At 66.7% G+C, this 23,092-nt stretch carries 21 protein-coding genes; 1 reads left to right on the forward strand and 20 read right to left on the reverse strand.

Annotated features, from left to right (window positions below):
* Nucleotides 1–225: 225 nt before the first annotated feature.
* On the reverse strand, nt 226–3,351 hold the full coding sequence (gene putA, locus ACFOOR_RS04350; RefSeq protein ID WP_343165044.1) for a bifunctional proline dehydrogenase/L-glutamate gamma-semialdehyde dehydrogenase PutA: 3,126 nt from the start codon (nt 3,349–3,351) through the stop codon (nt 226–228).
* 131 nt (nt 3,352–3,482) lie between these two features.
* Nucleotides 3,483–4,406 carry a DUF4328 domain-containing protein gene (locus ACFOOR_RS04355; RefSeq protein WP_343165043.1) on the reverse strand — a complete coding sequence of 308 codons (924 nt, stop codon included), beginning with the start codon at nt 4,404–4,406 and terminating at the stop codon, nt 3,483–3,485.
* Between the two features lie 208 nt (nt 4,407–4,614).
* On the opposite strand from ACFOOR_RS04355, the gene ACFOOR_RS04360 reads away from it, so the two are divergent.
* A complete protein-coding gene (locus tag ACFOOR_RS04360; protein ID WP_343165104.1) occupies nt 4,615–5,694 on the forward strand; it encodes a glycosyltransferase family 4 protein in 1,080 nt (359 codons plus the stop codon).
* A 276-nt stretch (nt 5,695–5,970) separates the two neighbouring features.
* On the opposite strand, the gene ACFOOR_RS04365 is transcribed toward ACFOOR_RS04360, so the two are convergent.
* From ACFOOR_RS04365 to ACFOOR_RS04450, 18 genes are all read right to left on the reverse strand, one after another.
* Entirely contained in the window at nt 5,971–6,273 is a 303-nt protein-coding gene (locus tag ACFOOR_RS04365) for a GIY-YIG nuclease family protein (protein WP_343165042.1), read from the reverse strand.
* Between the two features lie 211 nt (nt 6,274–6,484).
* Nucleotides 6,485–7,579: a substrate-binding domain-containing protein gene (locus tag ACFOOR_RS04370; RefSeq protein ID WP_343165041.1), complete on the reverse strand. Its 1,095-nt coding sequence runs from the start codon at nt 7,577–7,579 to the stop codon at nt 6,485–6,487.
* 87 nt (nt 7,580–7,666) lie between these two features.
* On the reverse strand, nt 7,667–8,791 hold the full coding sequence (locus ACFOOR_RS04375) for an OprO/OprP family phosphate-selective porin (protein WP_343165040.1): 1,125 nt from the start codon (nt 8,789–8,791) through the stop codon (nt 7,667–7,669).
* A 177-nt stretch (nt 8,792–8,968) separates the two neighbouring features.
* Nucleotides 8,969–10,978, reverse strand: a complete 2,010-nt coding sequence (gene phnE / locus ACFOOR_RS04380; protein WP_343165039.1) for a phosphonate ABC transporter, permease protein PhnE — start codon at nt 10,976–10,978, stop codon at nt 8,969–8,971.
* Complete coding sequence (phnC, locus tag ACFOOR_RS04385) at nt 10,975–11,775, reverse strand: phosphonate ABC transporter ATP-binding protein (RefSeq protein ID WP_343165038.1); 801 nt, start codon at nt 11,773–11,775, stop codon at nt 10,975–10,977. The genes phnE and phnC overlap by 4 nt, the downstream gene beginning before the upstream one ends.
* Before the next feature lie 77 nt (nt 11,776–11,852).
* Nucleotides 11,853–12,341 (reverse strand): hypothetical protein, encoded by a 489-nt coding sequence (locus ACFOOR_RS04390; RefSeq protein WP_343165037.1) that lies wholly within the window; start codon nt 12,339–12,341, stop codon nt 11,853–11,855.
* A 1-nt stretch (nt 12,342) separates the two neighbouring features.
* A complete protein-coding gene (gene gspN / locus ACFOOR_RS04395) occupies nt 12,343–13,059 on the reverse strand; it encodes a type II secretion system protein N (RefSeq protein WP_343165036.1) in 717 nt (238 codons plus the stop codon).
* Entirely contained in the window at nt 13,059–13,553 is a 495-nt protein-coding gene (locus ACFOOR_RS04400) for a type II secretion system protein M (protein ID WP_343165035.1), read from the reverse strand. The genes gspN and ACFOOR_RS04400 overlap by 1 nt, the downstream gene beginning before the upstream one ends.
* A complete protein-coding gene (gene gspL, locus ACFOOR_RS04405) occupies nt 13,550–14,767 on the reverse strand; it encodes a type II secretion system protein GspL (RefSeq protein WP_343165034.1) in 1,218 nt (405 codons plus the stop codon). The genes ACFOOR_RS04400 and gspL overlap by 4 nt, the downstream gene beginning before the upstream one ends.
* Nucleotides 14,764–15,741, reverse strand: a complete 978-nt coding sequence (gene gspK / locus ACFOOR_RS04410) for a type II secretion system minor pseudopilin GspK (RefSeq protein WP_343165033.1) — start codon at nt 15,739–15,741, stop codon at nt 14,764–14,766. Before gspK ends, gspL begins: the two co-directional genes overlap by 4 nt.
* Complete coding sequence (gspJ, locus tag ACFOOR_RS04415; protein ID WP_343165032.1) at nt 15,738–16,376, reverse strand: type II secretion system minor pseudopilin GspJ; 639 nt, start codon at nt 16,374–16,376, stop codon at nt 15,738–15,740. The genes gspK and gspJ overlap by 4 nt, the downstream gene beginning before the upstream one ends.
* Entirely contained in the window at nt 16,373–16,732 is a 360-nt protein-coding gene (gspI, locus tag ACFOOR_RS04420; RefSeq protein ID WP_343165031.1) for a type II secretion system minor pseudopilin GspI, read from the reverse strand. Before gspI ends, gspJ begins: the two co-directional genes overlap by 4 nt.
* Complete coding sequence (locus ACFOOR_RS04425; protein WP_343165030.1) at nt 16,729–17,190, reverse strand: GspH/FimT family pseudopilin; 462 nt, start codon at nt 17,188–17,190, stop codon at nt 16,729–16,731. Before ACFOOR_RS04425 ends, gspI begins: the two co-directional genes overlap by 4 nt.
* Nucleotides 17,187–17,654, reverse strand: a complete 468-nt coding sequence (gspG, locus tag ACFOOR_RS04430; RefSeq protein ID WP_380213872.1) for a type II secretion system major pseudopilin GspG — start codon at nt 17,652–17,654, stop codon at nt 17,187–17,189. Before gspG ends, ACFOOR_RS04425 begins: the two co-directional genes overlap by 4 nt.
* On the reverse strand, nt 17,651–18,868 hold the full coding sequence (gspF, locus tag ACFOOR_RS04435) for a type II secretion system inner membrane protein GspF (RefSeq protein ID WP_343165028.1): 1,218 nt from the start codon (nt 18,866–18,868) through the stop codon (nt 17,651–17,653). The genes gspG and gspF overlap by 4 nt, the downstream gene beginning before the upstream one ends.
* Entirely contained in the window at nt 18,855–20,363 is a 1,509-nt protein-coding gene (gene gspE / locus ACFOOR_RS04440) for a type II secretion system ATPase GspE (RefSeq protein WP_343165027.1), read from the reverse strand. The genes gspF and gspE overlap by 14 nt, the downstream gene beginning before the upstream one ends.
* On the reverse strand, nt 20,363–22,309 hold the full coding sequence (gspD, locus tag ACFOOR_RS04445) for a type II secretion system secretin GspD (RefSeq protein WP_343165026.1): 1,947 nt from the start codon (nt 22,307–22,309) through the stop codon (nt 20,363–20,365). The genes gspE and gspD overlap by 1 nt, the downstream gene beginning before the upstream one ends.
* On the reverse strand, nt 22,306–23,088 hold the full coding sequence (locus ACFOOR_RS04450) for a type II secretion system protein N (protein WP_343165025.1): 783 nt from the start codon (nt 23,086–23,088) through the stop codon (nt 22,306–22,308). Before ACFOOR_RS04450 ends, gspD begins: the two co-directional genes overlap by 4 nt.
* Between the last annotated feature and the right edge of the window lie 4 nt (nt 23,089–23,092).

The raw sequence follows: 23,092 nt of genomic DNA on the forward strand, positions 1-23,092 counted from the left end.
GGCACGGCCTCGCGCTGCGAACCTGTTCAAAGCCCTTGATAGTGTGTCCGGCCCCGTGAGCCGACCCAACATATAGTGATCAAGGTCAAAGGCAGGGTCAACGCCCCCGAAGGGTCGAAACGCGATTTTTTGGTTAACGAATTCCTAATCGCCTGCTCTGGCTAGTGATATTTGTTAGGGGTTTTTCAGCACGCCTGATGCGCGAAAAAATCCCGCGCCATTCCCCTACAGATTCAGCAATTCGGGGTCGCCGCCCTGGGCCGAGATATTGACCGTGATCGTCCTTTCCGCGGCGAGGCGCGCCAGGTAATGCGGTCCGCCCGCCTTTGGTCCGGTCCCGGACAATCCCTCTCCACCGAAAGGCTGCACCCCGACGACCGCGCCGATCATGTTCCGGTTCACATAGACATTGCCGGCCGGCACCGCCCGGATCACCGAATCGTGGAATCCGCCAAGACGCGAATGGACCCCCAGCGTCAGGCCATAGCCCTTCTTCGCCAGCTGGCCGGCGATCTCCGCCAGATGCTTGCGCTTGTAGCGGTAGACGTGAAGCACCGGGCCGAACACTTCGCGGTCGATCAGGTCGAGCGACGGCAGCTCCACCAGCGCCGGGCCGAAATAGCTGCCCCGGCTGGCGAGCGATCCGGTCTCGATCTGTTTGAGAACCTTCGCTTCCTTGCCCATACGCGCCATGTGGCGTTCGAGCAGCGACAGCGCCTCCGTATCGATCACCGGGCCGACATCGGTAAAGGGATCGGACGGATCGCCGAGCGCCAGCTCGTCCATCGCGCCCTTCAGCCCGTCGATGAAGCTGTCGGCGGTGTCCTCTGGCAGGAAGATGATGCGCAGCGCCGAACAACGCTGCCCCGCCGACCCGAAGGCCGACATCACCGCATCGTCGATCACCTGCTCCTTCAGCGCCGACGTATCGACGAACATGCCGTTGAGCCCGCCGGTCTCCGCGATCAGCGGCGCGATCGGTCCGTCGCGCTGGGCCAGCGTCCGGTTGATCAGCTTGGCGACCTCGGTCGAACCGGTGAAGACGACGCCGTCGGTGCGCTCGTCCTTCGTCAGCGCCGCCCCGACCGTCTCGCCGCGGCCGGGGAGCAGGTGCAGCACCTCTTTGGGCAGCCCGGCCTTGAGGAAGATCTTCACCGCCTCGAACGCGATCAGCGGCGTCTGTTCGGCCGGCTTGGCCAGCACGGTATTGCCCGCCGCCAGCGCGGCGGAGACCTGGCCGGTGAAGATCGCCAGCGGGAAATTCCACGGGCTGATGCACACGATCGTGCCGCGGCCCTTGAGACCGAGATGATTGGTCTCACCCGCCGGTCCCGGCAGACGGTCCGGCGCGGCGAATTTCTGCTCCGCCTCGGCCGCGTAATAGCGCAGGAAGTCGACCGCCTCGCGCACCTCGGCGATGCCGTCAGGCAGGGTCTTGCCGGCCTCGCGCGCCATCAGCGCCAGCAGGCGGTCGGTCTCGCCCTCCAGCGCATCGGCCATGTCGCGCAGGATCGCGCCGCGTTCCATGCCGCCGCGCCGGTCCCAGTCGCCCTGCGCCTTCGCGGCGATGGTGAAGGCGCTGTCGATCGCTTCCGCGCTGGCCTCGGCGATGGTGCCGACGGTGCGGCTGCGGTCGGCGGGAGAGGTCACGTCCTCGGCCTTGCCGCCCATCTCCTTGCCATTGATGATCGCGCTGGCCTTGATCGGGCGCGCCTTGTCGAACTCGGCGAGGGCTTTCGCGATGCGCGCGCGCACCGGCACCTGGCTGAGATCGGTGCCCGCCGAATTGGTCCGGCGCGAGCCGTAGAGTTTCGGCGGCGACGGGATGAAGGGGTGACGGTCGATCGAATCGGCGCCCTCGAACGGGCCGCGCGCCACGTCCTCGGCGGGCACGGTCTCGTCGAGGAAGGAATGCACGAAAGACGTGTTTGCACCATTCTCCAGCAGGCGGCGTACCAGATAGGGCAGCAAATCCTCATGGCTGCCGACCGGCGCATAGATGCGCACCGGGAAGGCACCGAAGGCGTCGTGCGCCGCGTCGTAGAGCGGCTCGCCCATGCCGTGCAGGCGCTGGAATTCGTATCGGTCCACGCCGGCTTCCGCCGCCAGTGCGCGGATCGCCGAGAGCGAATGCGCATTGTGCGTCGCGAATTGCGAATAGATGGCGTCGGGCGCGCCCAGCATCGTGCGCGCGCAGGCCAGATAGTTGAGATCGGTCGCCGGCTTGGTCGTCCAGACCGGAAAGTCCGGCCAGCCATTCTGCTGCGCCCACTTCACCTCGCTGTCCCAGTAGGCGCCCTTCACCAGCCGCACGAGGAAACGCCGCCCGGTGGCGCGGCCCAGCGCGATCAGGCCCTCGATCACCTTCTCGCAGCGCTTCTGATAGCCCTGGATGGCAAGGCCCAGCCCCTGCCAGTCCTTCAGCGACTTCTCCTGCGCCAGCCGCTCCAGCAGCTTCAGCGAAATGACGAGACGGTCACTTTCCTCGGCGTCGAGGCAGAGGCCGATATTGGCTTTCGCCGCGGCTTCGCACTGCTCCAGCACCATCGGGTAGAGTTCGTCGAAGACGCGCGATTCCTTCACCGCCAGATAGCGCGGATGCAGCGCCGACAGCTTCACCGACACGCCGTCCACGCTTTCGATCGGCCCTTCGCCGCGCGCCTTGCCGACCGCGGCGATCGCGTCCATGTAGCGCTTGTGATAGCGCGCCGCGTCCTTCGCGGTCCGTGCCCCCTCGCCCAGCATGTCGAAGGAATGCAGCGCGCCGGCACGCTTGTGGCCGCGCTTCAGCGCCGCCTCGATCGTGCGGCCGAGCACGAATTGCTCGCCGAGGATCCGCATCGCCTGCATCACCGCCGCGCGGATCACCGGCTCGCCCATGCGCTGGGTCAGATTGCGGAAATACACACCCGGCTCGGCGCGCGCCTCGCTGTCGACATCGACCAGCTGCCCGGTCAGCATCAGGCCGAGGGTCGAGGCATTGACCAGCCAGTTTTCCGACCGCCCGATATGCTCGTTCCATTTCCCGGACGAGATCTTCTCCGCGATCAGCCGGTCGGCGGTCTCCGCGTCCGGCACGCGCAAGAGCGCTTCGGCCAGGCACATCAGCGCCAAGCCTTCCTTGTTCGACAGGCCGAACTCCTGAAGGAAGCTCTCCATCAGCCCGCGCGTCAGCGTCATCCTGCGCGCGCGCTGAACCAGGTCGATCGCCGTGTCGCGGATTGCGGCCTGCGCGCCGGCGTCGAGCGCGATACGCTCGATCAGCCCCCGGGCCGCTTCGGTCTCGTTGCGGAACTTCACCGCATCGATGGCGTCCCAGTCGACAATGCGGCGCGGTTCGGATGACGACATGGATGAGGCTCCGTCACAAGGGGTCTGCGTCGGGGCGATCCATAGTCATTCAAGCCGTGAAAATCGACGGTTATTGGCTGTGCCGGACCGGGGTTTCTGCGCTGCACCGCACAATCACACCGGCGCGACCTTCAGGCCGACACCCCCAGTGATTCATCTTGCCGGCGGCTGACCTGGCGCAGGATGCGCAGCAGCAAGACGGCGGTGATCAGATCGATCACGAGATAGGCCGCGATAAATATCTGACCGGTTCGGTATTGCTCGATTTCGACGCCATCCACGAACGCCTGCCAGCTGAAGAACAATGGCAGGTCGTAGACGCCCGAATACTGGATGAAGAGCTCACCCACGACCGAAACGGCCGCCCCTCCGATCCAGAAAAACCACCACCACCCGAGTGTCGACGGCACAGTCACCGTGGACGGGTTTTCCGGACTGAAACTGCCCCGCCAGATCCGGCGCATCGCCAGCAGCGGCATCCACAGCGACGCGAAAGGTATGAACCACCAGACGACCGCCATGGTTGGCGACATGCCGGTCTGTCCGCCGACCGACCAGATATTCTTCATGGCGCGGAACATCCACCGCATCACGGTGAAACCGGTCACATAGAGCATGACGAAAACGAGGATGGTCAGCCAGCCAAGCAGCGACTGATAGCGTTCCAGGTCGGCGAGATCGGCATCGGGTGATCGGGACGGGTCAGGACCCAGATTCGACAGGAAGTCGATCAGGATCAGGTCGACCGCGAACGAGGCGATGGTCAGCGCGATATAGAAATAGAGAAACCCTCTGACCCAGCGCAGCAGACCGCGCAGCGGACGGGGAAAGCCCTCGAATCCGTCGTTCTGCACCCGAACGGGCGGAACACGCTCGCCTGCCTCGGCAGCGCTGAATTGTTCGGACAGTTGCGTCTCACCGGCCTTGGTCCAGCCGGTCATCCCGCTACGCCAGACCAGCGTCTCGCGGGTGATGGTGCCGTCGGCGATAAGGGCAGAGATCCGGGCATTGTCGACGGGTCCGACGGTCATGCCGTCGTGAACATAATGCCACACGAAATATCCCTCCCCCCAACGCAGGCCTAAGTTGAGCCCGCGAGGCTTTGCCGAGTCAAGAACATCTCTACCGCCCGCCCCTCTTCGCCAAGCGCCGCGAATGGTCTAGGAAAGCGCCATGACAGAGACGAACACGCCTTCCGCCCCCGCCGAGTCCCCGCAATCCGCGGCACCCGAATCCGAGGCCGACGATCGCCCCCAGCGCATCATGCTGGTGACCGACGCCTGGGAGCCGCAGGTCAATGGCGTCGTGCGCACGCTGACGCGCGTCACCGAGGAATGCCTGGCCATGGGTCATGAGATCGAGGTGATTCACCCCGGTCTCGGCTTCCGCACCATGCCGCTGCCGACCTATCCGGAAATCCAGCTGGCGCTTGGCGCGCGCAAGCAGATCGAGGAGCGCTTCAAGGCGTTCGAGCCCGAGGCGATCCACATCGCCACCGAAGGCACGCTCGGCATGGCCGCCCGCGCCGTGTGTATCAAGTGGAAGCTGCCCTTCACGACCAGCTACCACACGAAGTTTCCGGAATACGTGACCGCGCGCTTCCCCTTCATCCCGCTGAAGGCCGGCTATTCCTTCATGCGCTGGTTCCACGACGCCGGCGGGCGGCTGATGGTCGCGACGCCCTCGATGCGCGAGGATCTGGAAAAACGCGGCTTCAAGAACATCACGCCCTGGGCGCGCGGTGTGGACACCGAGCTTTTCCACCCGTCCAAGCGCGGCATCGACGGCGGTGTGTTCAAGGACATCGAAGGCCCGGTCTTCCTCTATGTCGGCCGCGTCGCGGTCGAGAAGAATATCGAGTCCTTCCTGAAGGTGGATCTGCCCGGCACCAAGGTCGTGATCGGCCCCGGCCCGCAGCTTGAGGAGCTGAAAAAGAAATACCCCGAGGTGAAATTCCTCGGCGGCATGTATGGCGACGAGCTCGCCCGCCATTTCGCCGACGCCGACGTCTTCGTCTTCCCCAGTCTGACCGACACCTTCGGCCTGGTGATCCTGGAATCCATGGCCACCGGCACGCCGGTTGCCGCCTTCCCCGCCCCGGGTCCGAAGGACCTGATCCCCGGTTCCGGTGCCGGCGCGGTCAGCGAGGATCTGCGCGAAGCCTGCCTCGAAGCGCTGAAATGTTCGCGTGAGCGCTGCCGCGAATACGCGGAGGGCTTCTCCTGGCGGTCCTGCGCTGAGGAGTTCGTGAAGAATCTCAAGCCGCAGCCCAAGCCGGAACGCCGCAAGATCTGGCGCCGCATCCGCCGCCTCGGCCGCCCGGAACGCAAACCGCTGTTTTAGATCGGCTTGAACATCGCGAAGCCATGGGGTCCCCGAGAAATCGGGGACCCGAATTTTGGCACCTTGCTTCGGATTCCCGCTTTCGCGGGAGGCCCGTGGCAGGACGGCAACCAATTTCCCCGGGGTTCCCATGAAAATGGGAACCCGAATGTGGCACCAGGCTTCGGACTCCCGCTTTCGCGGGAGCCCCGGCGTACTTGTCAATTTCTATGGTCTGGGATCCCCGAGAAATCGGCAATCCGAGGTCGGCAGCGCTTTCGAAGCGCTCCAAGTGTCTCAGTCAAATGGAAGTATGTCATTGAGACGCGAAGACAGATCATCCCATTCTGGATTGGCCGTTTCGATCAGCTCGACCTTCCAGGCTCGATTCCATTTCTTGATGCGCTTTTCGCGCAGGATTGCCTCAGCGGTTGTGTCGAACCGCTCAAGATAAACCAGCCTGAACACGTTGAAGCGTGAAACGAACACAGATCCCTTGCGGGATCGATGCTGTTGGACCCGCTGGGCGATGTTGTTGCACGACCCGCAATAGAGCACGCCGTCTGGCCGCGATGCCATCATGTAGAAGTAGGCCGGCATGCAGTCAGCTTACTTCAAACATCCATGGGGTTCCCATGAAAATGGGAACCCGAATGTCGTACCCAGTTTCGGACTCCCGCTTTCGCGGGAGCCCCAGCGCATTTGGCAATTTCAATGGTCTGGGATCCCCGAGAAATCGGGGATCCGAAGCTGGCACTTGACCTCGGACTCCCGCTTTCGCGGGAGCCCTGGACCTGAATGGTCCGAAAACCTACTCCGGTGCGCCGTCCATGACCCGCAAATTGGCGGCACGGTCCGCCACATCACGGCGTTCGCCTTCATGCAGCGGTATCAGGCCGCGGTCGGCGAGATAGCCATACTCACCCCACGCATCGTCCGACGTGAACTCGGCGAGGAAGGCCTCGATGCCCGGCACGAGGCCGACATGCTGGCGCTTCACATAGACAAAGAGCGAGCGGGAAATCGGATAGTCGCCCGACGAGATGGCGTCGAACGTCGCGTCCTGGCCTTCCACGCGCGCCGCCTGCAGGCGGTCGGAATTCTGCGCCAGGAAGGAATAGCCGAACACGCCATAGGCCGACGGCGTATTCGCCAGCGTCTGGACGATGGCGTTGTCGTTCTCGCCGGCATCGATCCAGGCGCCGTCCTCGCGGACGCGGGCCATCGCCATCTCCGGGATCTCGCAGCCGGTTTCCGCGTGCACTTCTTCTGCGCCGGCCTCGAGGCCGAGCTCGACGAAGGCGTCGCGTGTGCCGGAGGTCGGCGGCGGGCCGAACACCTCGATGCGCAGGTCCGGCAGGGACGGGTCGATGTCCGACCAGTTGCGGTTCGGATTGTCGATCATCGTGCAGTCCTCGGCCGGGACTTGCGCCGCGAGCGCGCGCCACAACTGACCGCGATTGAGGTCGAGTTCCGGACCGGTATTCACGTTTGCGATGACGATGCCGTCATAGCCGATCGGCAGCTCGACGATGTCGGTTACGCCATTGGCCTGGCACATCTCGAACTCGCTGGCCGTCATGCGCCGCGAGGCGCCGGTGATGTCGGCATTCTCGCCGCCCACACCCTGGCAGAACAGGCGCATGCCGCCGCCCGTACCGGTCGATTCCACGACCGGCGTCGCGAACTGGGTGCGCGCGCCGAAGGATTCGGCGACGGCCGTGGTGAACGGGAAGACGGTCGACGACCCGACGATGCGGATCGGACGCTCCACGGCGCCCGGCGTGGCCGCGGCGCCCGTGTTGGCGGCGGGTTCGATTCCGCCCGCGGGGGCGGCGGTGTTCTCTGCAGGCGAGCAGGCGGCGAGCGCCAGCACGGTCAGCGAAACCGAAGCGATGCGGATCATGTCTCTACTCCTTCGTCAGCCCGTATTCCGGGCGATTTCCGCCCCCGGCATAGTCATGCCGAGGGCGTCTTGCGTGTGAATTTTTTATTACCAGTCGATCTGGAAACGGGCCTGGATGGCGTTCATCTCGCCCTCGCCGAAACGTGCACCGGCGCCGTCGGCCTCGGCGTGAATCGCATTGACCATGACGCGCACGGTCTCGGCCGGATACCAATTCAGCGCCAGGCCGATCGCGGTCTGCGTACCGTCGGCACCGGCATCGAAACGGTCGGCGCGGAAGGCCAGCTCCCATGCGCCCGTGCCGCCTTCGGTGACCGGACGCGCCGGTGCGGTGCGGCGGAATTCACCGGTCGAGGCGCGGTAGGCACGCTGCTCGCCGGTGATGAACCACCCCGCGGTCAGCGCGGCGGAATTCACCGCCTCGCTGCCTTCGGCGTCTTCCACAGCCGCCTCGACGAGGGCGTGGAAGGGTCCTTCGATCCAGGCCGCCTCGACGCCGAGCAGGGTCGCGGTCTCGCCGGCCGGATTCGCCACGACATAGCGGTCGGCCATCCGCACGCCGGGACGGGCCCGCTGGCGCAGGGATTCGCTGCCGTCATCGCCTTCGTCATAATAGCGGGCATGGACGCCAAGGTGCACCAACCGGTCTTCGCTCTGCACCGGCAGGAACGTCGCGCGACCGGCCACGGTCATCGAATCGGACATGTGAAAGCCGGTCGAATCGTCGCCGAGACTGCCGCCAAACACACCTCCGGTCAGCGAGTAGTTCGTGCCGCTGCGCGCGAACGTCACGCCGACACGGCGGCCATAACGAAAGGCGTCGACCGGCTGGGCGCGTTCCATGAAGGTTGTGTAGCGCGAGGAGGTGATTTGCTCGATCGAGTTCGGTGTCTTGAAATGCCCGAAGCGCACGGCGAAGCCGTTGTTCGTCCATTGCGCGAACACGTCCTTCAGAACCACGGAATCGCCCGCGAAGTCCGCCTCGGCGACATAGGACCAGTCGCGCCAGCGGCCTTCGACGCCGATGCGCGCGGTGCGCACCTGGCTGTCGCTGTAGTCGTCGTTGAGGCCGGTGAAATTCTCGTCGATCCGGGCAATGTCGAGGAACAGCCGTCCGCGCAGCCCGATCTCGAAGCCGCTGTCATCCTGCGCCAGGGCTGGCGCGGCGGAGACGGACAGAAGGGCGGCAAGGCAGGCAAGCTGGCGGGTCATGGGGCGTCCGGTCAGGAACGCCGCAGGCCAAGTGTGACAATCACGCAAAGCTTCCGCGACATTCCGGGCGCGGAGGTATGACGCTTCCTGTTCGGTTCAATGACAGTTCGGCGAAGCTTTTGTGAAGTGTGAAGCTTCGCTGTCAGTTCTGTGACAGCGAAGCGCTCCGCGTGCGGACTACATCAGGCGCTTGCGCAGCACCTGGGACATCATGTCGACCAGCGTCACCGCGATGATGATCATGCCGATCACCACGGCGGTCTTGCCGTATTCGAAGCTGCGGATGTTCTCGTACAGAACCTGGCCGATACCGCCCGCGCCGATCAGGCCCAGAATAGTCGCCGAACGCGTATTCGACTCGAAGCGGTAGAGCGCATAGGACGCCCACAGCGGAATGACCTGCGGGATCACCGCCCAGGTCACCTCGTTCAGCGGTCCGGCCCCGGTGGCGCGCACGCCTTCGACCGGGCCGTCCTCGATCGCCTCGACGGCTTCGGAGAACAGCTTGCCGAGCACGCCCGCCGTGTGGAAGGCCAGCGCCAGCACGCCGGCGAACGGGCCAAGACCCACGGCCGCCACGAACACGGCCGCGACCACGAGTTCGTTGATCGCCCGGAGGCCGTCCATCACCCAGCGCACCGGGCGGCGGATCCAGAACGGGGCGATGTTCGACGCGCCGAGCAGGCCCAGCGGGATCGCCAGGATCACCGCGAAGAATGTGCCCCACAGCGCGATCTGAACCGTCACAACGATCTGGCGCAGATAGTTTCCGGCTTCGGAGAAATCGGGCCGGGCGAACCCGGCGACATACTCGCCCATCCGGTCGGCATTCTCCGCCAGCAGCGGCAGCTTGAACACTTCTGCGGGCCAGAAGCTCCAGACCAGGAGACCGACGAGACCGCCCCAGATCGCCGCATCGATGATCCGGTCGGACGGCAGGCGGGCCGGCGAGAATTTCGGCGGCCTGGACGTCATGAAGATGCCGACAGCCACGATCAGGCCGACGATCAGACCGATCAGCATCCGGCTGAGCTGGCTGGTTTCCGGGCGGCGGTTGATCTGCGCGGCGCGCCCCTCGGGTCGCGGTGAATCCTGCAGATAGGTCGTCACCAGATTGGTGACCTGATCCTGCGGGCCATCGGGATTGGCGACCATCTCGCGGCGGGCCATCGCGATGTCGGCGGACAGGTCACGGGCCGCGACCAGATGCTCGCGCTCGGCCAGTTCCGCCATCTCCGCCTCGATCGCGGCAACACGCTCGGCGCGCTCGTCTTCGGTCAGGTCGGGATCGGAGCGCGCTTCCGCCAGATCGCGGGTCAGCTCCAGCCGCATGATCGGCAGGAAGTGCTCATTGGTCGCGGGCAGGAAGCCGCCCATTTCCAGCTCGCGCAGAACCGCCTGCTCGTGCGCACGCTGCTCGGCATCGCCGCGCCAGCCATAGGTCAGGAAGAATTCCTGGATCGTCGCCTTGGCTTCCGGCGACAGATCGGTGCGCCACATGATCGGGTCGGTCTGGATCAGCGGCGAGCGCCAGATGATCCGCACCCGTTCCAGCACGTCAGGGCGCGCGCGTTCCAGCCGGTCGATATTCGTCGTGTTGTTCGTCGCCGCATCGAGCTGGCCATTCGCCACGGCGAGCAGATTCTGCTCGTGGCTGGCGCTGGTCACCTGGTTGAAACAGGTCTGCGGATCGATGCCGCGATCGGCGAAGATATAGGCCTGCGGCACCAGCGTGCCGGAGGTCGACAAGGGATCGCCAAGTCCGAAATTGATGCTGCCGTCGCACACCAGCAGGTCTTCGACATTCTGCAGCGGGCTGTTTTCCGGCACGATGATGATCGAGCGATAGCCGAGCTGGCCGTCAGGATAGATGAATTTGGCGAACACTTCGGCATCGGCGCGGCGCGACGCCTCGAGCCCCGACGCATTGGTCAGCCAGGCGACCTGCACCTGGTCGGCGCGCATCGCCTCGATCACGCCGGCATAGTCGGTCGCAGAGCGCAGCTCGATATTGAAGCCGGTGTCGCGGGCCATGTCCTCGACGAAAGGCTCCCACAGATGCAGGACATTTTCCGACTGTTCGGTCGCCACCACGCCGAACACGATGGTCTCGCGCTCGTCCTGCGCGGCGGCAAGGCCGGCGAAGGTGACGAGCGCCACAAGTGCGGTGAGGAAACGGGTCATCATGCCGGCACGCCTTCCTCGTCGATCACGTCGCGGTATTCGTCGCCATAGATTTCGATGAGACGGTCGCGGCCGAGCCCGCCGATCGGACCGTCATAGACCACCCGGCCCGCCTTCAGCGCGACCGCCCGGTCACAATATTTCATCGCGTAATCGACCTGGTGCAGCGTCACCACGATGGTGATGCCGTCTTCCTGGTTGAGGTCGCGCAACAGGCGCATGACGCGCCGCGCCGACACCGGATCGAGCGAGGCGATCGGTTCGTCGGCGAAGATCGCCTCGGCACCCTGCACCATGGCGCGCGCGATCGCGCCGCGCTGCTGCTGGCCGCCGGACAGGTCGGACGCGCGCTTGCCGGCATGCTCCTTCACCCCGACGCGTTCCAGCGCCTCCATCGCCTTGCGGCGATCCTCGGTGGAGAAATTGCCCATCGCGCCCTTCAGCGTCGGCATGCGCCCCAGCGCACCGAGAAGCACATTCTTGTACAGGCTGATCCGGCGTACGAGATTGAATTGCTGGAAGATGAAGCCAACGCGCGACCGGGCACGGCGCACCCTGGCCGACAGCTTGCCGCCCTCCTGCACCTTGTCGCCGAAAATGCTGATCGGTCCGGAGACGTTGTCGGCGATGACCAGGCCGGTTGCACAACGCAATAGCGTCGATTTACCCGATCCTGAAGGTCCGATCAGGGCGACCATCTCGCCCTTTCTCACCGTCAGATCGACGTTCTCGATCGCGCGCATCGCCCCGTAGGACTTTGTCACGTCGCGAATTTCCAGTGCCGGCGCGGTGTCCGTCATGTCCATCCTGGCCCGTTTGCCCGTTTCGGGTTTCTCGCCTAGCCGCGCAACAGTTTCGTGACAAGCTTGGATCGGAGTCAGTTTTGTGCCGGCTGGCACAGCCACACGCCCGACAGCGGCACGACGGCCTCGGAGCCATTGCTCAGTGTACGGCGCATCACCGCAGCGGGAATCGCGGCCCCCGATCCGTCCGGGGCCTCCATCTCGCCGCTGAACAGGATTGGCTGACCGTCAATCATGACACGGCGCAGATATTCGGTGGCCCGTCCCGGAGGATCGCGGCGCGGATCGGTCGTGATGTGCCGGATCTCGTCCTCGAACCACAACCGGATCAGGCCGGCATCGAGGTGATCAAACAGCACGAAGACTGGACTGGCCTCGCGGGTAAACAGGAAGACGCCGCAATCGCCCGGCGGCAGGTCCTGCGCCGGCAGGCCGCGTTCGGCGCTGCCCTGCGACGGCAGGCTGACATAGGCCGTCCGCGATTGCGGGCGGAGGGTTGCCGCGCAGGCGGAAAGGGCCAGAAGGCCGGTGATCAACAGTGCGGAAACGATCCGCCGCCGCACTTCACCCTCCCGGAAGGGTCAGCGTCCAGACCCCGTCGCTCAGAGTGAAGCCATTTGCCTGCAGCACGGCGGCAACGTCCGGGGATTGCGTTTCGACCCGGGCCGAAACGCGGACCGCCGGACCATCCAGCGTGATGTCGGCACTGACCGACGCATCCTCGGCATCGCCCGACAGCAGGATCACCAGATCCCCGTCCCGGCAGGCCAGCACACCATCCAGCGCGGGCAGGTCCGCGCCGAGCCGCTGACCGAGCGCATAGAGCGCATCGCTGCGCACGCTGCCCGCAGCCTCGGCACACGCCCCGCCGCGCCACACCACGCGCTCGGCGATGATGCTGGCCGCATCCTGCGGCGTCACCAGCCCGGCCGGCAGGCGCACGAAGGCGGCAGGGGACAGGGTCAGCCGGACATCGGTGAGCCGGTAGGAATCAAACCCGGCGGCGGCCCGGCCGCTGCCGCGAAGTGCCGGGTCCTCGACGGTCCAGTCAAACACCGCCTGCCCCTGCAGCAGACCGGACGGCCGCAGAGCGAGTTCGGCAGAAGACAGCCGGTGCGGCCCGGCCGTCAGACCCTGGACATGACCGTTCCACACCGACCCGAAGACAGCCGCGTCGCGCCCGACCCCGGTCGCGGCGGAGATGGCCCTGAGCGGCATGAACACGGCGAGCGCCGCGAGCAGGAACACGATGAAGACGAAGGCAAGCGCAGTGCGGGACATCACGAGACGCGCTCCAGGATCATCTGCGCGGAAACGAAGCCGCCTTCCTCGCGCTCGACCGTGATCCGGGTTGCGGCGATCCCGTATTGCCGGTCGAGATCGGCGAGCCAGTCGATCAGCGCGCGGCTTTCGGCCTGATCGATCCACAGATTGAGCCGGCCATCCTCACCCGGCAGGACACGCGCGATCGTCACGCCGTGCTGCAGCGCGCGTTCGCTGGCAATCGTGCGCACCGGCTGGTCGCCGCCAAGCAGAGCGTCCGCCCCGGCGTTCGCCGACCTGTAGCGGGCTATCCCGGCCTCGACGCTGCGATAGCGCTCGACGGAAGCGGTATAGATATCCCGGCTCTCGTCATGCCAGGTGCTCAGCGGAGCGATCAGCCCATACCAGAAGGATGCCGCGGCAAGCAGAATGCCCAGCCCCGCGACCAGCAGCCTTTCGCGCGGCGTGCGGCCGGCCCAGTAGTCGGCCACGGGTTTCAGTATCCGGTTCATCGAGCCAGCCTCACCCTGAATTCACCGCGCACGGACAGACCGTCCTGGCGCGCGCCCTGGTCCTCGACGATCAGCCCCGCCTCGATCGCCCGGTCGCGCAGCGCCTCGAAACTCGCAAAGTCGGGATAGGTCGCGCTGACGCTGAGCGCAGCTGACGCGCTGTCATAACGCAGCGCCTCGACCGCGAAGGCATCGTCGCCCTCGATCAGCGAGGCGAAGCCGGCGAAAAGGCGCAGAAAATCCGAACCGCTTCCGCCCGACACGCTGGCCAGACGCTGGCGCAGCTGGGCGTCGAGATTGACCACCCGTGTGACGTCCGGGAAGGCGTTGCGGAACGCCGCTTCGGCGCGCGCGTCGAGCGACGCCGCCTGGGAGCGCAGGTAGAATCCCTCACCCAGGTTGAAGCCGAGGAAGAGCACCATCGCCGTCAGCGCCAGCACGCCCGCCCGGCGATAGGGTGCTGCCAGCCCGGTCCAGTCGGTCGCGGCGGAATGCCGGTGACCGAGCAGGGCCGGCAGAAATCTGAGATCCGTATCGGGAAGGCGGCTCGCCGCCACCGCGAAATCGATGGCTGGCAAGGCATGGATGGTCTTCGGCGTCTCGCCTGCCGGCAGGCCGGGCAGGCGGATACGCGGCGTGATCGCGACCGTGCCGGGCCTGAGACGCGAGAACAGGGCCGGAAACAGCAGCGCCGAGGGCTCGGCCTCGATCCGACCGAAGGCGGGCCCTGTCCCGGTGCGGTTCACGAAGACGACGTCATTGTCCTCGTCCGCGAGCACCAGATCTCCGGCCTCTGCCTCCAGCGCCATCGCCTCGGGCAACAGCCAGGCCGGGCGGACATCGATCGCCGCGGCAATCCGCCGCCAGCGTTCGATCAGGCCTCGGTCGGCGGCATGGACGATCCGCGAACCGTCCGGCCGGCGCGGCCCCACGGCGATCTCGGTGTCGTCCAGCGGACCGGCCAGCTCGTCCTCGATCGCGAAGGGTGCGGCCTGGCGCGCCTCGCCGTCCCGCTTGGCCGGCAAGGTCAGCGTACGCGACATCAGATCGCTCGACGGGGCGAGATAGAGGGCGCGCGTGACGCCCTCAAGCGGCGGACGATCGCCGACCATGAGGCCGGACGCGACGGTCTCGCCGCTGTGCCGGTCGATCACCGACCAGGGCACGCGCGCCCCGCCGGGCCGCGGCAGGCGAATGATCAGATCCCGGCTCATCCCGGCAAACTCCCGAAGCGCTGACTGATGCGGCGGATCTGGCGTGGTCCGGCCTCGACCGTCTCGTTCAGCGAGAAACGGCCCTCGGCCAGGATCACATCGACCCGGACCTCGAACCAGCTCGACGTCGTGGTCACGCGCGACAGGGCCGACCCCGGCGCGCCCAGCGCGGCGATCACCGGATCATTCCAGAACGCGCTGATGTCCCCATAGCCACCCGATGGCCGGCGCAGAAGCACCGTCTCGGCCTGTGACAGCGACAGACGCCCTTCAAACAGGCCGGCCAGCTGCGCCGCGTCCTGAAGCCGCAGCGTGTTGAGATTCAGCGGCAGCAGGACCGGATCGGGCAAGGCGCAGACATGCGGCGCGATCACCGCGAACAAGTCCGGCGTCATCGCCGCCAGCGCACGCATCTCCTCGACCTCGACCATCGCCGTGTTGGCAGCGCGGTAGGGCGACGCTGCACTCATATAGGAGCTGTCTTCCGCCCCTCCGGCGCGCGGGCTGGCGTCGGCGTCGATCCAGTCGGCGGTCTGCGCCGCAATGCGCTCGGCCTCGCTCGTCGGCAGGCCGAGCGCGGTCAACAGACCGCGGAAGCGTTCGCCCGCATGGCGTTCGGCCTCCCCGTCCTGGGGCTGCACCAGCGCATTGAGATTGAAGCAGTTGTTGGCGTCGCGCAGCCGGGTCTCAAGCCGCCCGCCCTCCACGGGAAACACGATCGGCCCGTTAAGCCAGGGTGCGTCGGGCCGGAAGGCGCGGTCGTCCTGCGACAGGTGCCGCGAGATCAGCGCCTCGGCATAGCCGCGCGCGCCTTCGGCATACCAGTAGGCGGTGTCGCGCGCCGCCATGTTGCCGCTGCGCGCGATCGACACGCGCAGATCGCCGGTCAATTCGACCGCGACGGCGGACATCGCCGCCACCACCGCCAGCGCGCTGATCAGCGCCGTGCCGCGTCTGGAGCCGAGCGCGCTCATGCCGCCTCCTCGGGCAGGCGCACGATGTGCTCCAGCCGACCCAGCGCCGGATTCGTGTAACGCAGGCGGATTGCCGTCGGCATCACCGGATCGGCTTCTCCGGGACGCGCCTCGGCGCGCGGCATCCATTGCGTGCCGTAAAGGAAATCGATGGCAATCTCGTCGCCCTCGCCGATCACTGCACGGCTTGAGACCGGCGTTGCGGGCGCGGCATCGGGATAGGTCGTCACGCGGCGGTCGAGCCTTGACCCGGCCAGCACATAGTCGACCCGTTGCAGCGAACTGCGCGCCTGTACTCCGCCGGGATTGGCCCAGCCGCGCCGCGTCAGGGACAGGATGACCGTCTCGCCGCGCTCGGTCTCGGCGCCGGGCACGCCGTCGATTGACCCGGCGAAGGTCACGGGGCTGACCCGGCCATCGGCTTGCCGCACCGGTCGCAAAACGACCTGGCCGGCATCGTCGCGCAACAGCGTGCGCAGCGTGTCGACTTCGGCCAGCGCGCCGATCCTGGCGCCGTTCGCCTCGCGCGCGTCGAGCGACGAGGTCAGAAGCCCGACCGAGACGGTGGCGGTCACCGCGAACACGAAGGTCGCGACCAGCACCTCGGCGAGGGAAAAGCCCGACCGCCCGGTCATTGCCGCCTCGTGAAGGTGACAAGCCGCGCGGCTTCGCGGCCATCGGCCAGATCGGTCAGGACCAGCGTGACCCGGGCCAGCGCCTCGTCCGTCGTGGCCTCGATCTCGAGCGTCCAGTCATAGGCGCGCTCGGCGATCTCGTAGGTCCCGCTGTCCTCGGCCAGCGCACCGGATCGCGCGAGCCGCTCGTTGAGAATGTTGTCCGCCGCGATCTGCGCGATACCGCGCGACTCCAGCACCGATGTCGTCCGCGTCGAGGTCTGAACCGCGTTGAGCAGCGCCAGTCCCGCAATCGACAGCACGGCCAGCGCGACGAGCAATTCGATCAGCGAGAAGCCGGATTTCGGAGTGGTCATGCGCCCTCCCCCTCGATCCGCACCACGCCGTCGGTGAAAGCGACAACCACCCGGCGCTCGCCATCGTCGAAAACGAAGCGCGCCGCGTCATTCACCCCGGTCGGATCGAACCAGTAGGCCGGCATGCCGTCGGCCTCGGTCAGCAGGCGGACGCCTTCGCCCAGCCGGACCGGACGCAGCCCGCCCGGCTCGCCGGCCTGCCAGGTCGCGCCGTCGAAGCGGGTGAAGGCATAGCCCTCCCCGGTCACGGTGAGGCCGATGAAGTCGCCGCTGGTGATCGCCGCACGCTCCGCCCGCATCAGATCAAGCGCCAGCCGGTCAGCCGCACGCTGGGCCGCCGGCGTGCCCGACGGCAGCATGAGCGCCGCCGCTCCGGCGAGCAGCGCGACCACGGCCAGCACGACCATGACCTCGACGAGCGAATAGCCCGCCTTTGTGGAGGCACCAGAACGCGTCATTCCATCCAGTTGCCGATATCGGCGTCCTGCCCCTCGCCGCCCGGACGCCCGTCGGCCCCCAGCGTGTAGATGTCATACGTCCCGTGCTCGCCCGGCTGCAGGTAGAGATAGGGATTGCCCCACGGATCGTTCGGCAGGCGGCGGACATAGCCCCCTTCGCGGAAGCGCGCGGCGAGGCGCGGATCGGCCGGCGCCTCGATCAGCGCTTCGAGGCCCTGATCGGTCGAGGGATAGGTCAGCAGTTCGAGCCGGTAGAGTTCGACCGCCTGTTCTAGCGTCGCGATGTCGGCGCGGGCCTTTTGCACCATGGCGCGGTCCTGGCTCGGCAGGACGTTGATCACGACGATGGTCGCAAGGAGACCGATGATGACCAGCACCACCATGAGTTCCAGGAGAGAGAAGCCCGCCTTGCGGCGATCGGCTTCGAGTTCGGGAAGACGTGTATTCAAAGGGGCCTCCATCATCCGAGGGCCAGCGTGTTGAGTTGGAGAATGGGCAGCAGGATCGACAACACGATGCCGGTCACCACCACGCCCATGACGACGATGATCATCGGTTCGAGCAGATTCATGAAGACGGTCATCGCGCCATCGAGTTCCTGCTCGGTCTGCGCTGCGGCACGGCCGAACATGTCACCCAGCGTGCCGGAGCGTTCGCCTGCGGCGACCATGTAGACGAGAATCGGCGGAAATCCGCCCCCCGACCGGAGCGCATCGGACAGCGCCCGCCCGGATTCGACGTCCTTGCCTACCCTTGCGATCCGTTCGGCAAAAGCGGCATTGCCCGCCGTCCGCCGCGCGGCTTTGAGTGCATCCGGCAGAAGCGCGCCGGACTTCAGAAGAATTTCCATCGTCCGCGCGAACCGTGCCGCTTCGGATTTGCGAATCGTGGAACCCAGGACCGGCATGCGCAGGACCAGCCGGTCGCGCGCGTCCCGGACAGCCGGGCGGCGCAGTGCCAGAATCGAACCGAGGACGATGACCGCGATTCCGGCCAGCAGGTAGGGCCAGCTCGCCTGCAGGAAACCGGACAAGCCAATGAGGAAACGGGTCAGCGCCGGCAGGGTCACGCCCGTCCCCTCGAACTGTTCGGCGAGGCGCGGCACGATGAAGATCAGCAGAACCGCGACGACCGTGATTGCCGTCACCGAGAGCGCGGCGGGATAGATCAGCGCCGCCTGCAGCTTGCGGCGCACCGCATCGGCCTGTTCGAGATAGTCTGCCAGACGGTCCAGCACCGCGCCGAGCCCGCCCGACATCTCGCCCGCCGCGACCATCGCCCGGTAGACCGGCGGGAAGCTGCCGGGATGGGCGGCCATCGCATCGGACAGGCGCTCGCCTTCCATGACACGGGACCGCAGATCGGTGAGCACGCGGCGCATCGCCTGGGCGTCGACCTGTCCGGCGACCAGGCCGACCGACTCCTCGACCGGCATGCCGGCATCGATCAGGCTCGACAGCTGACGGGTGACCAGCATCAGTTCGCGCTTCGACAATGCCTTGCGCGACCGGGCTTCGCCGGGCTTGCGCACGACATCGCCGGCCGCCTTCGCGACCTTCAGCGGCGCCAGTTGGCGGCGGCGCAGCTCGCGGCGCGCGGCGACCTCGCTGTCGGCGGTCAGATAGCCTCTGGCCTTCTTTCCGGCCCCGTCGAGCGCTTCATACTCAAAGGCCGGCATGATGCTCTCCGTCCTCGCGGCAGACGCGCAGGACTTCCTCGAGGCTCGTCACCCCGGCGCGCACCTGGTCGAGCCCGTGCTGGAACAGCGTCTGCCGGTTGCGGAAGGCGTGAGTGGCCATCTCGCGCTCACGCGCATTGTCGTGGATCATGCCGCGCAACGTCTCGTCGACCGTGACGATCTCGTAGAGTCCGACCCGCCCCGAATAGCCGAGCCCCTTGCACGATCCGCAGCCGCGCGGGTGATGCAGCGTGACTGTCTCGTCCGCCCGGCAACCCATCGCCTCGAGTTCGGCCGCGGTCGCGGGCCGCGCCTCACGGCAGTGTGGGCAAAGCCGCCGCACAAGGCGCTGCGCCACGATAGCGGTGATGGTGGAGCCCAGGAGGAAGGTTTCCACCCCCATGTCCTTCAGCCGCGTAATCGCGGCAACCGCGGAATTGGTGTGCACGGTCGACAGGACGAGGTGTCCGGTCAGCGAAGCCTGGACCGCGATCTGCGCGGTCTCACCGTCGCGGATTTCCCCGACCATCACGATGTCCGGGTCCTGGCGCAGTATGGCGCGCAGCCCGGCAGCGAAGGTCATGCCGACCTTGGCGTTCACCTGCGTCTGGCCGATACCCGCAATCGCGTATTCCACGGGGTCCTCGACCGTCAGAATGTTGCGTTCCGGCCCGTTCAGCAGGTTGAGTCCGGCATAGAGCGTCGTCGTCTTGCCCGCGCCCGTGGGTCCGGTCACCAGCACGATCCCGTTCGGCTGCGCCAGCGCCTTCTTCAGGTCGGCCAGCTGCTGGCCGGTCATGCCGAGATCCTCAAGCCCGAGGCGCGCCTGTTCGTTGTCGAGCAGGCGCAACACCACCCGTTCGCCGAAGCGCGACGGCAGCGTCGCAACACGGACATCGACCGCGCGACCGCCCAGCGACAGTGTCAGGCGCCCGTCCTGCGGCACCCGCTTCTCGGCAATGTCGAGCCGCGACATCACCTTGATGCGGGAGACCAGCGCCGGGGCGACGCGCGGCGACAGCGAGGCCGTTTCCGACAGCACGCCATCGATGCGGTAGCGCACCGCCACCCGGCCCTCATAGGGCTCGACATGGATGTCGGACGCATTTGTGCGGATCGCTTCGGCGATCAGCCCGTTGATCAGCCGGATGATCGGCGCGTCGGAGGCCGCGTCGAGCAGATCCTCGGTCTTCGGAATCTCGTCAATGATGCGGCTGAGGTCTTCGGCTTCGTTCTCGCTCCCGAGCCCGTCATCCTTCAGCCCCTCATAGGCGTAGATCTCGGTCAGCGCCTTGTCGAAGGCTGCCGCATCCATCTCCCGGACCGGGAAGGGATAGCCCGCCGCCCGCCGCGCCTCGATCAGCGCGAACGGATCGGCGCCGCGGCGGATCGCGAAGACCGGCGGGTCGCCCGGGATGAGCGCGACACCCTTGTCGCGCGCATAGCCGTAGCTGATCCGCCCGGTCTCAGGTCTGGTGGCGGACTGCAGGGTCATCACTGCGGCCGGTCTGCGCTTCCCGCAGGAGCCGAGGCGATCATGTCGGCGATGGCTTCGAGCTCGCTGATCTGCGGCGGGGTTGCAGCCGCGCCGGTCCGCACCCGCGCATAGCTTTCCGCCGTGGCACCGCGCATGTCGGCGGCGCTGCGGATGATCGTCGGACGGATGAAGACCATCAGGTTTGTCCGGCTGGCCGATCGGCCCTCGCTGCGGAACAGGCGGCCCACGCCCGGAAGGCGCGACAGGCCCGGCACGCCGCTGACGCTTTCCTGTTCGTCGCGCTGGATCAGGCCGCCGAGCACGATGATCTCGCCATTGTCGGCCAGCACCGTGGTCTCGATCTCGCGCTGGTTGGTGATCAGCTCGTCGGAATTGTTCGACACCGTACCGAACACGCTCGACACTTCCTGGCGGATGAAGAGCTGGATCGTGTCACCGTCATTGATCAGCGGGCGGACTTCCAGCTGCACGCCGACATCCTGCCGTTCGATCGTGCGGAAGGGATTGTTGTTGTTCGAGCTGAGCACTTCACCGGTCGTGATCGGGATCTGCTGACCGACGAGGATCGAGGCTTCCTGGTTGTCGAGCGTCAGGATGGACGGCGTCGACAGGATGTTCGAATTCACGTCCGCCTGCAGCGCGTTGAGGATCAGGCCGAAAATATTGCCGCTGCCATCCTCGCCCGCGAAGCCGGCGGTGATGCCGCCGGCATTGAGCAGCGAGGCGAGCGCCAGGTCGCGCAGCGACGGATTGGCCGGATTGCTCTCGTCATTCTCGCCGACGGTCAGAGCCCCGGCGATCGCCAGGAGGTCGGGATTGACCCCGCGATAGCGCGTCATCAGGAAGGGGGCATCACCATCGGTGTCGCCCGACAGCAGGAATTGCACACCGAGATCACGCGCCGCTGTGTCGGAAATCTCCACGATGATCGCTTCGACCAGCACTTGCGGACGGCGCACGTCGAGCTGCCGGATCACGGCCTCGAGCTGGCGCTGCGCGTCGGGCGGCGCATTGATGATCAGCGAATTGGTCTGGGCGTGGAAGGCCACGGAAATGGACGAGGCCGGGGCTCCCTCGCCGCCCGAGAGCTGGGCGGAAATGCCTTCGAGGATCGGCAGCAGCGTCGCGCCGTCGGCATGGCTCAGCGTCACGACGCGGTAGTCCTGGGTCGAGACCGAGACCGCATCGACCTGCTGCGCCAGTTCGCGCATCCGCGCCACCGCATCGCGGTCGCCGCGCAGCAGCACAGAGTTCGACGACGGCACCGGCACGACTGTGACGCCGTAGATGCCGTCTTCGCCCGAACCGCCGCGAACCCCCATCCCCTCGATGATCTGCGCCATGTCGTTGGCACCGACATTGGCGAGGGTCACGACTTCATAGACCGAGGTGTCGCGGTCGAGCCCGGCAATGACCCCGCGCGCCCGGTCGACATTGGCGGCATAGTCGACCAGCACGATGATATTCGTTCCGTCGACGGAATTGACGATGCCCTGCGGACTCATGATCGGCCGCAGCGCCCCGGCCGCGCCGCGCGCGCTCGCGTGATTGAGCCGGATCACAGCCGTGACGAACTGGTCGCCATTCGCCGTTCCGCCCACCGGACCGCCGGCGCGGGCGGCTTCCTGGTCGGGCACGATCTGGTAGGTCCCCGGCGCGGTCCGCACGGCGGTGAAGCCGTTGACCCGCAGGGTCGATAGGAAGACGGCGAAGAACTCGTCTTCGCTGAGCGGTGTCTGCGAGGTGATCGTCACCATGCCGGTCACGGCCGGGTCGACGATGAAGGTGTAGCCGGTCACCAGCGACACGTCGTCGATCACCGCACGGATGTCGGCATCACGATAATTGAGCACCTGGCCACTCTGTGCCGTGGCGGCAGGGGCGATAAGGCAGAGCGCAGCCAGCGCGGCGATCAGGAAGCGGGGAAGAACAGACTGGGTCATCTTGGTTCCACGTCGATGGTCTGGGTTGATCCGCCGCGCTCGACCTCGAGCCGGAGGCGGTCGGCGCTGCCGACCTCGTTGATCACGCGCCCGATATCGGTACCGGACGCGAAGCGTATGCCGTTGACGGCGGTGATGAGGTCACCGGCCTGAAGCCCGGTGCGCGACAGCAGATCGGCGCGGCTGGTCTCGGTCAGGCGGTAGCCGGCAAGCGCCCCGTCCCGGAACACCGGCACGATCTGGATCGCCGACCAGAACTCGGCCGCCGCGCTGCCGTCGTCGCTGACGCTGGCGGCCGGCAGGCTGGAATTGCGCCGCGCTTCCTCGCGCAGATAGAGTGACTCCGCGAGGCCACGGCGGCGGATGGTGACGCGGTCGGGATAGACCGCCTCCAGCGTGACCCCGTCCAGGATCGTCGCACCCACAGCGTAGCTGCGTTGCTCGATATTTCCGGTGCGGATGACGGCCGAGCCGCTTTGCGGATCAGGGCCGCGGCGCACGCCGAACAGGGTCAGGTCGAGCGCCGTTTCCGGCGCGATCTCGTCGGCCATGACGGCCGGCCGGTCCGGGCTGGCGAACAGGCGTCCGGACTGCAGCGCCGACAGGTCGGCGCTCTGGCGGATTTCGGGCAGCGACCGGTCAGGAGGCGCAATGTCCAGATTCGACGCGCTCGCCCCGTAGACGACGAGCCAGACCAGGCGTGCGGCAAAGGCAGCGATCACCGCGAGCAGCGCGACTTCGACGGCAAGCGCGGACCAGCGGGCTGCCTGCGCAGCCACGTGC

The sequence above is a fragment of the Hyphobacterium vulgare genome (assembly GCF_042643335.1).
Classification (GTDB): Bacteria; Pseudomonadota; Alphaproteobacteria; order Caulobacterales; family Maricaulaceae; genus Hyphobacterium; species Hyphobacterium vulgare.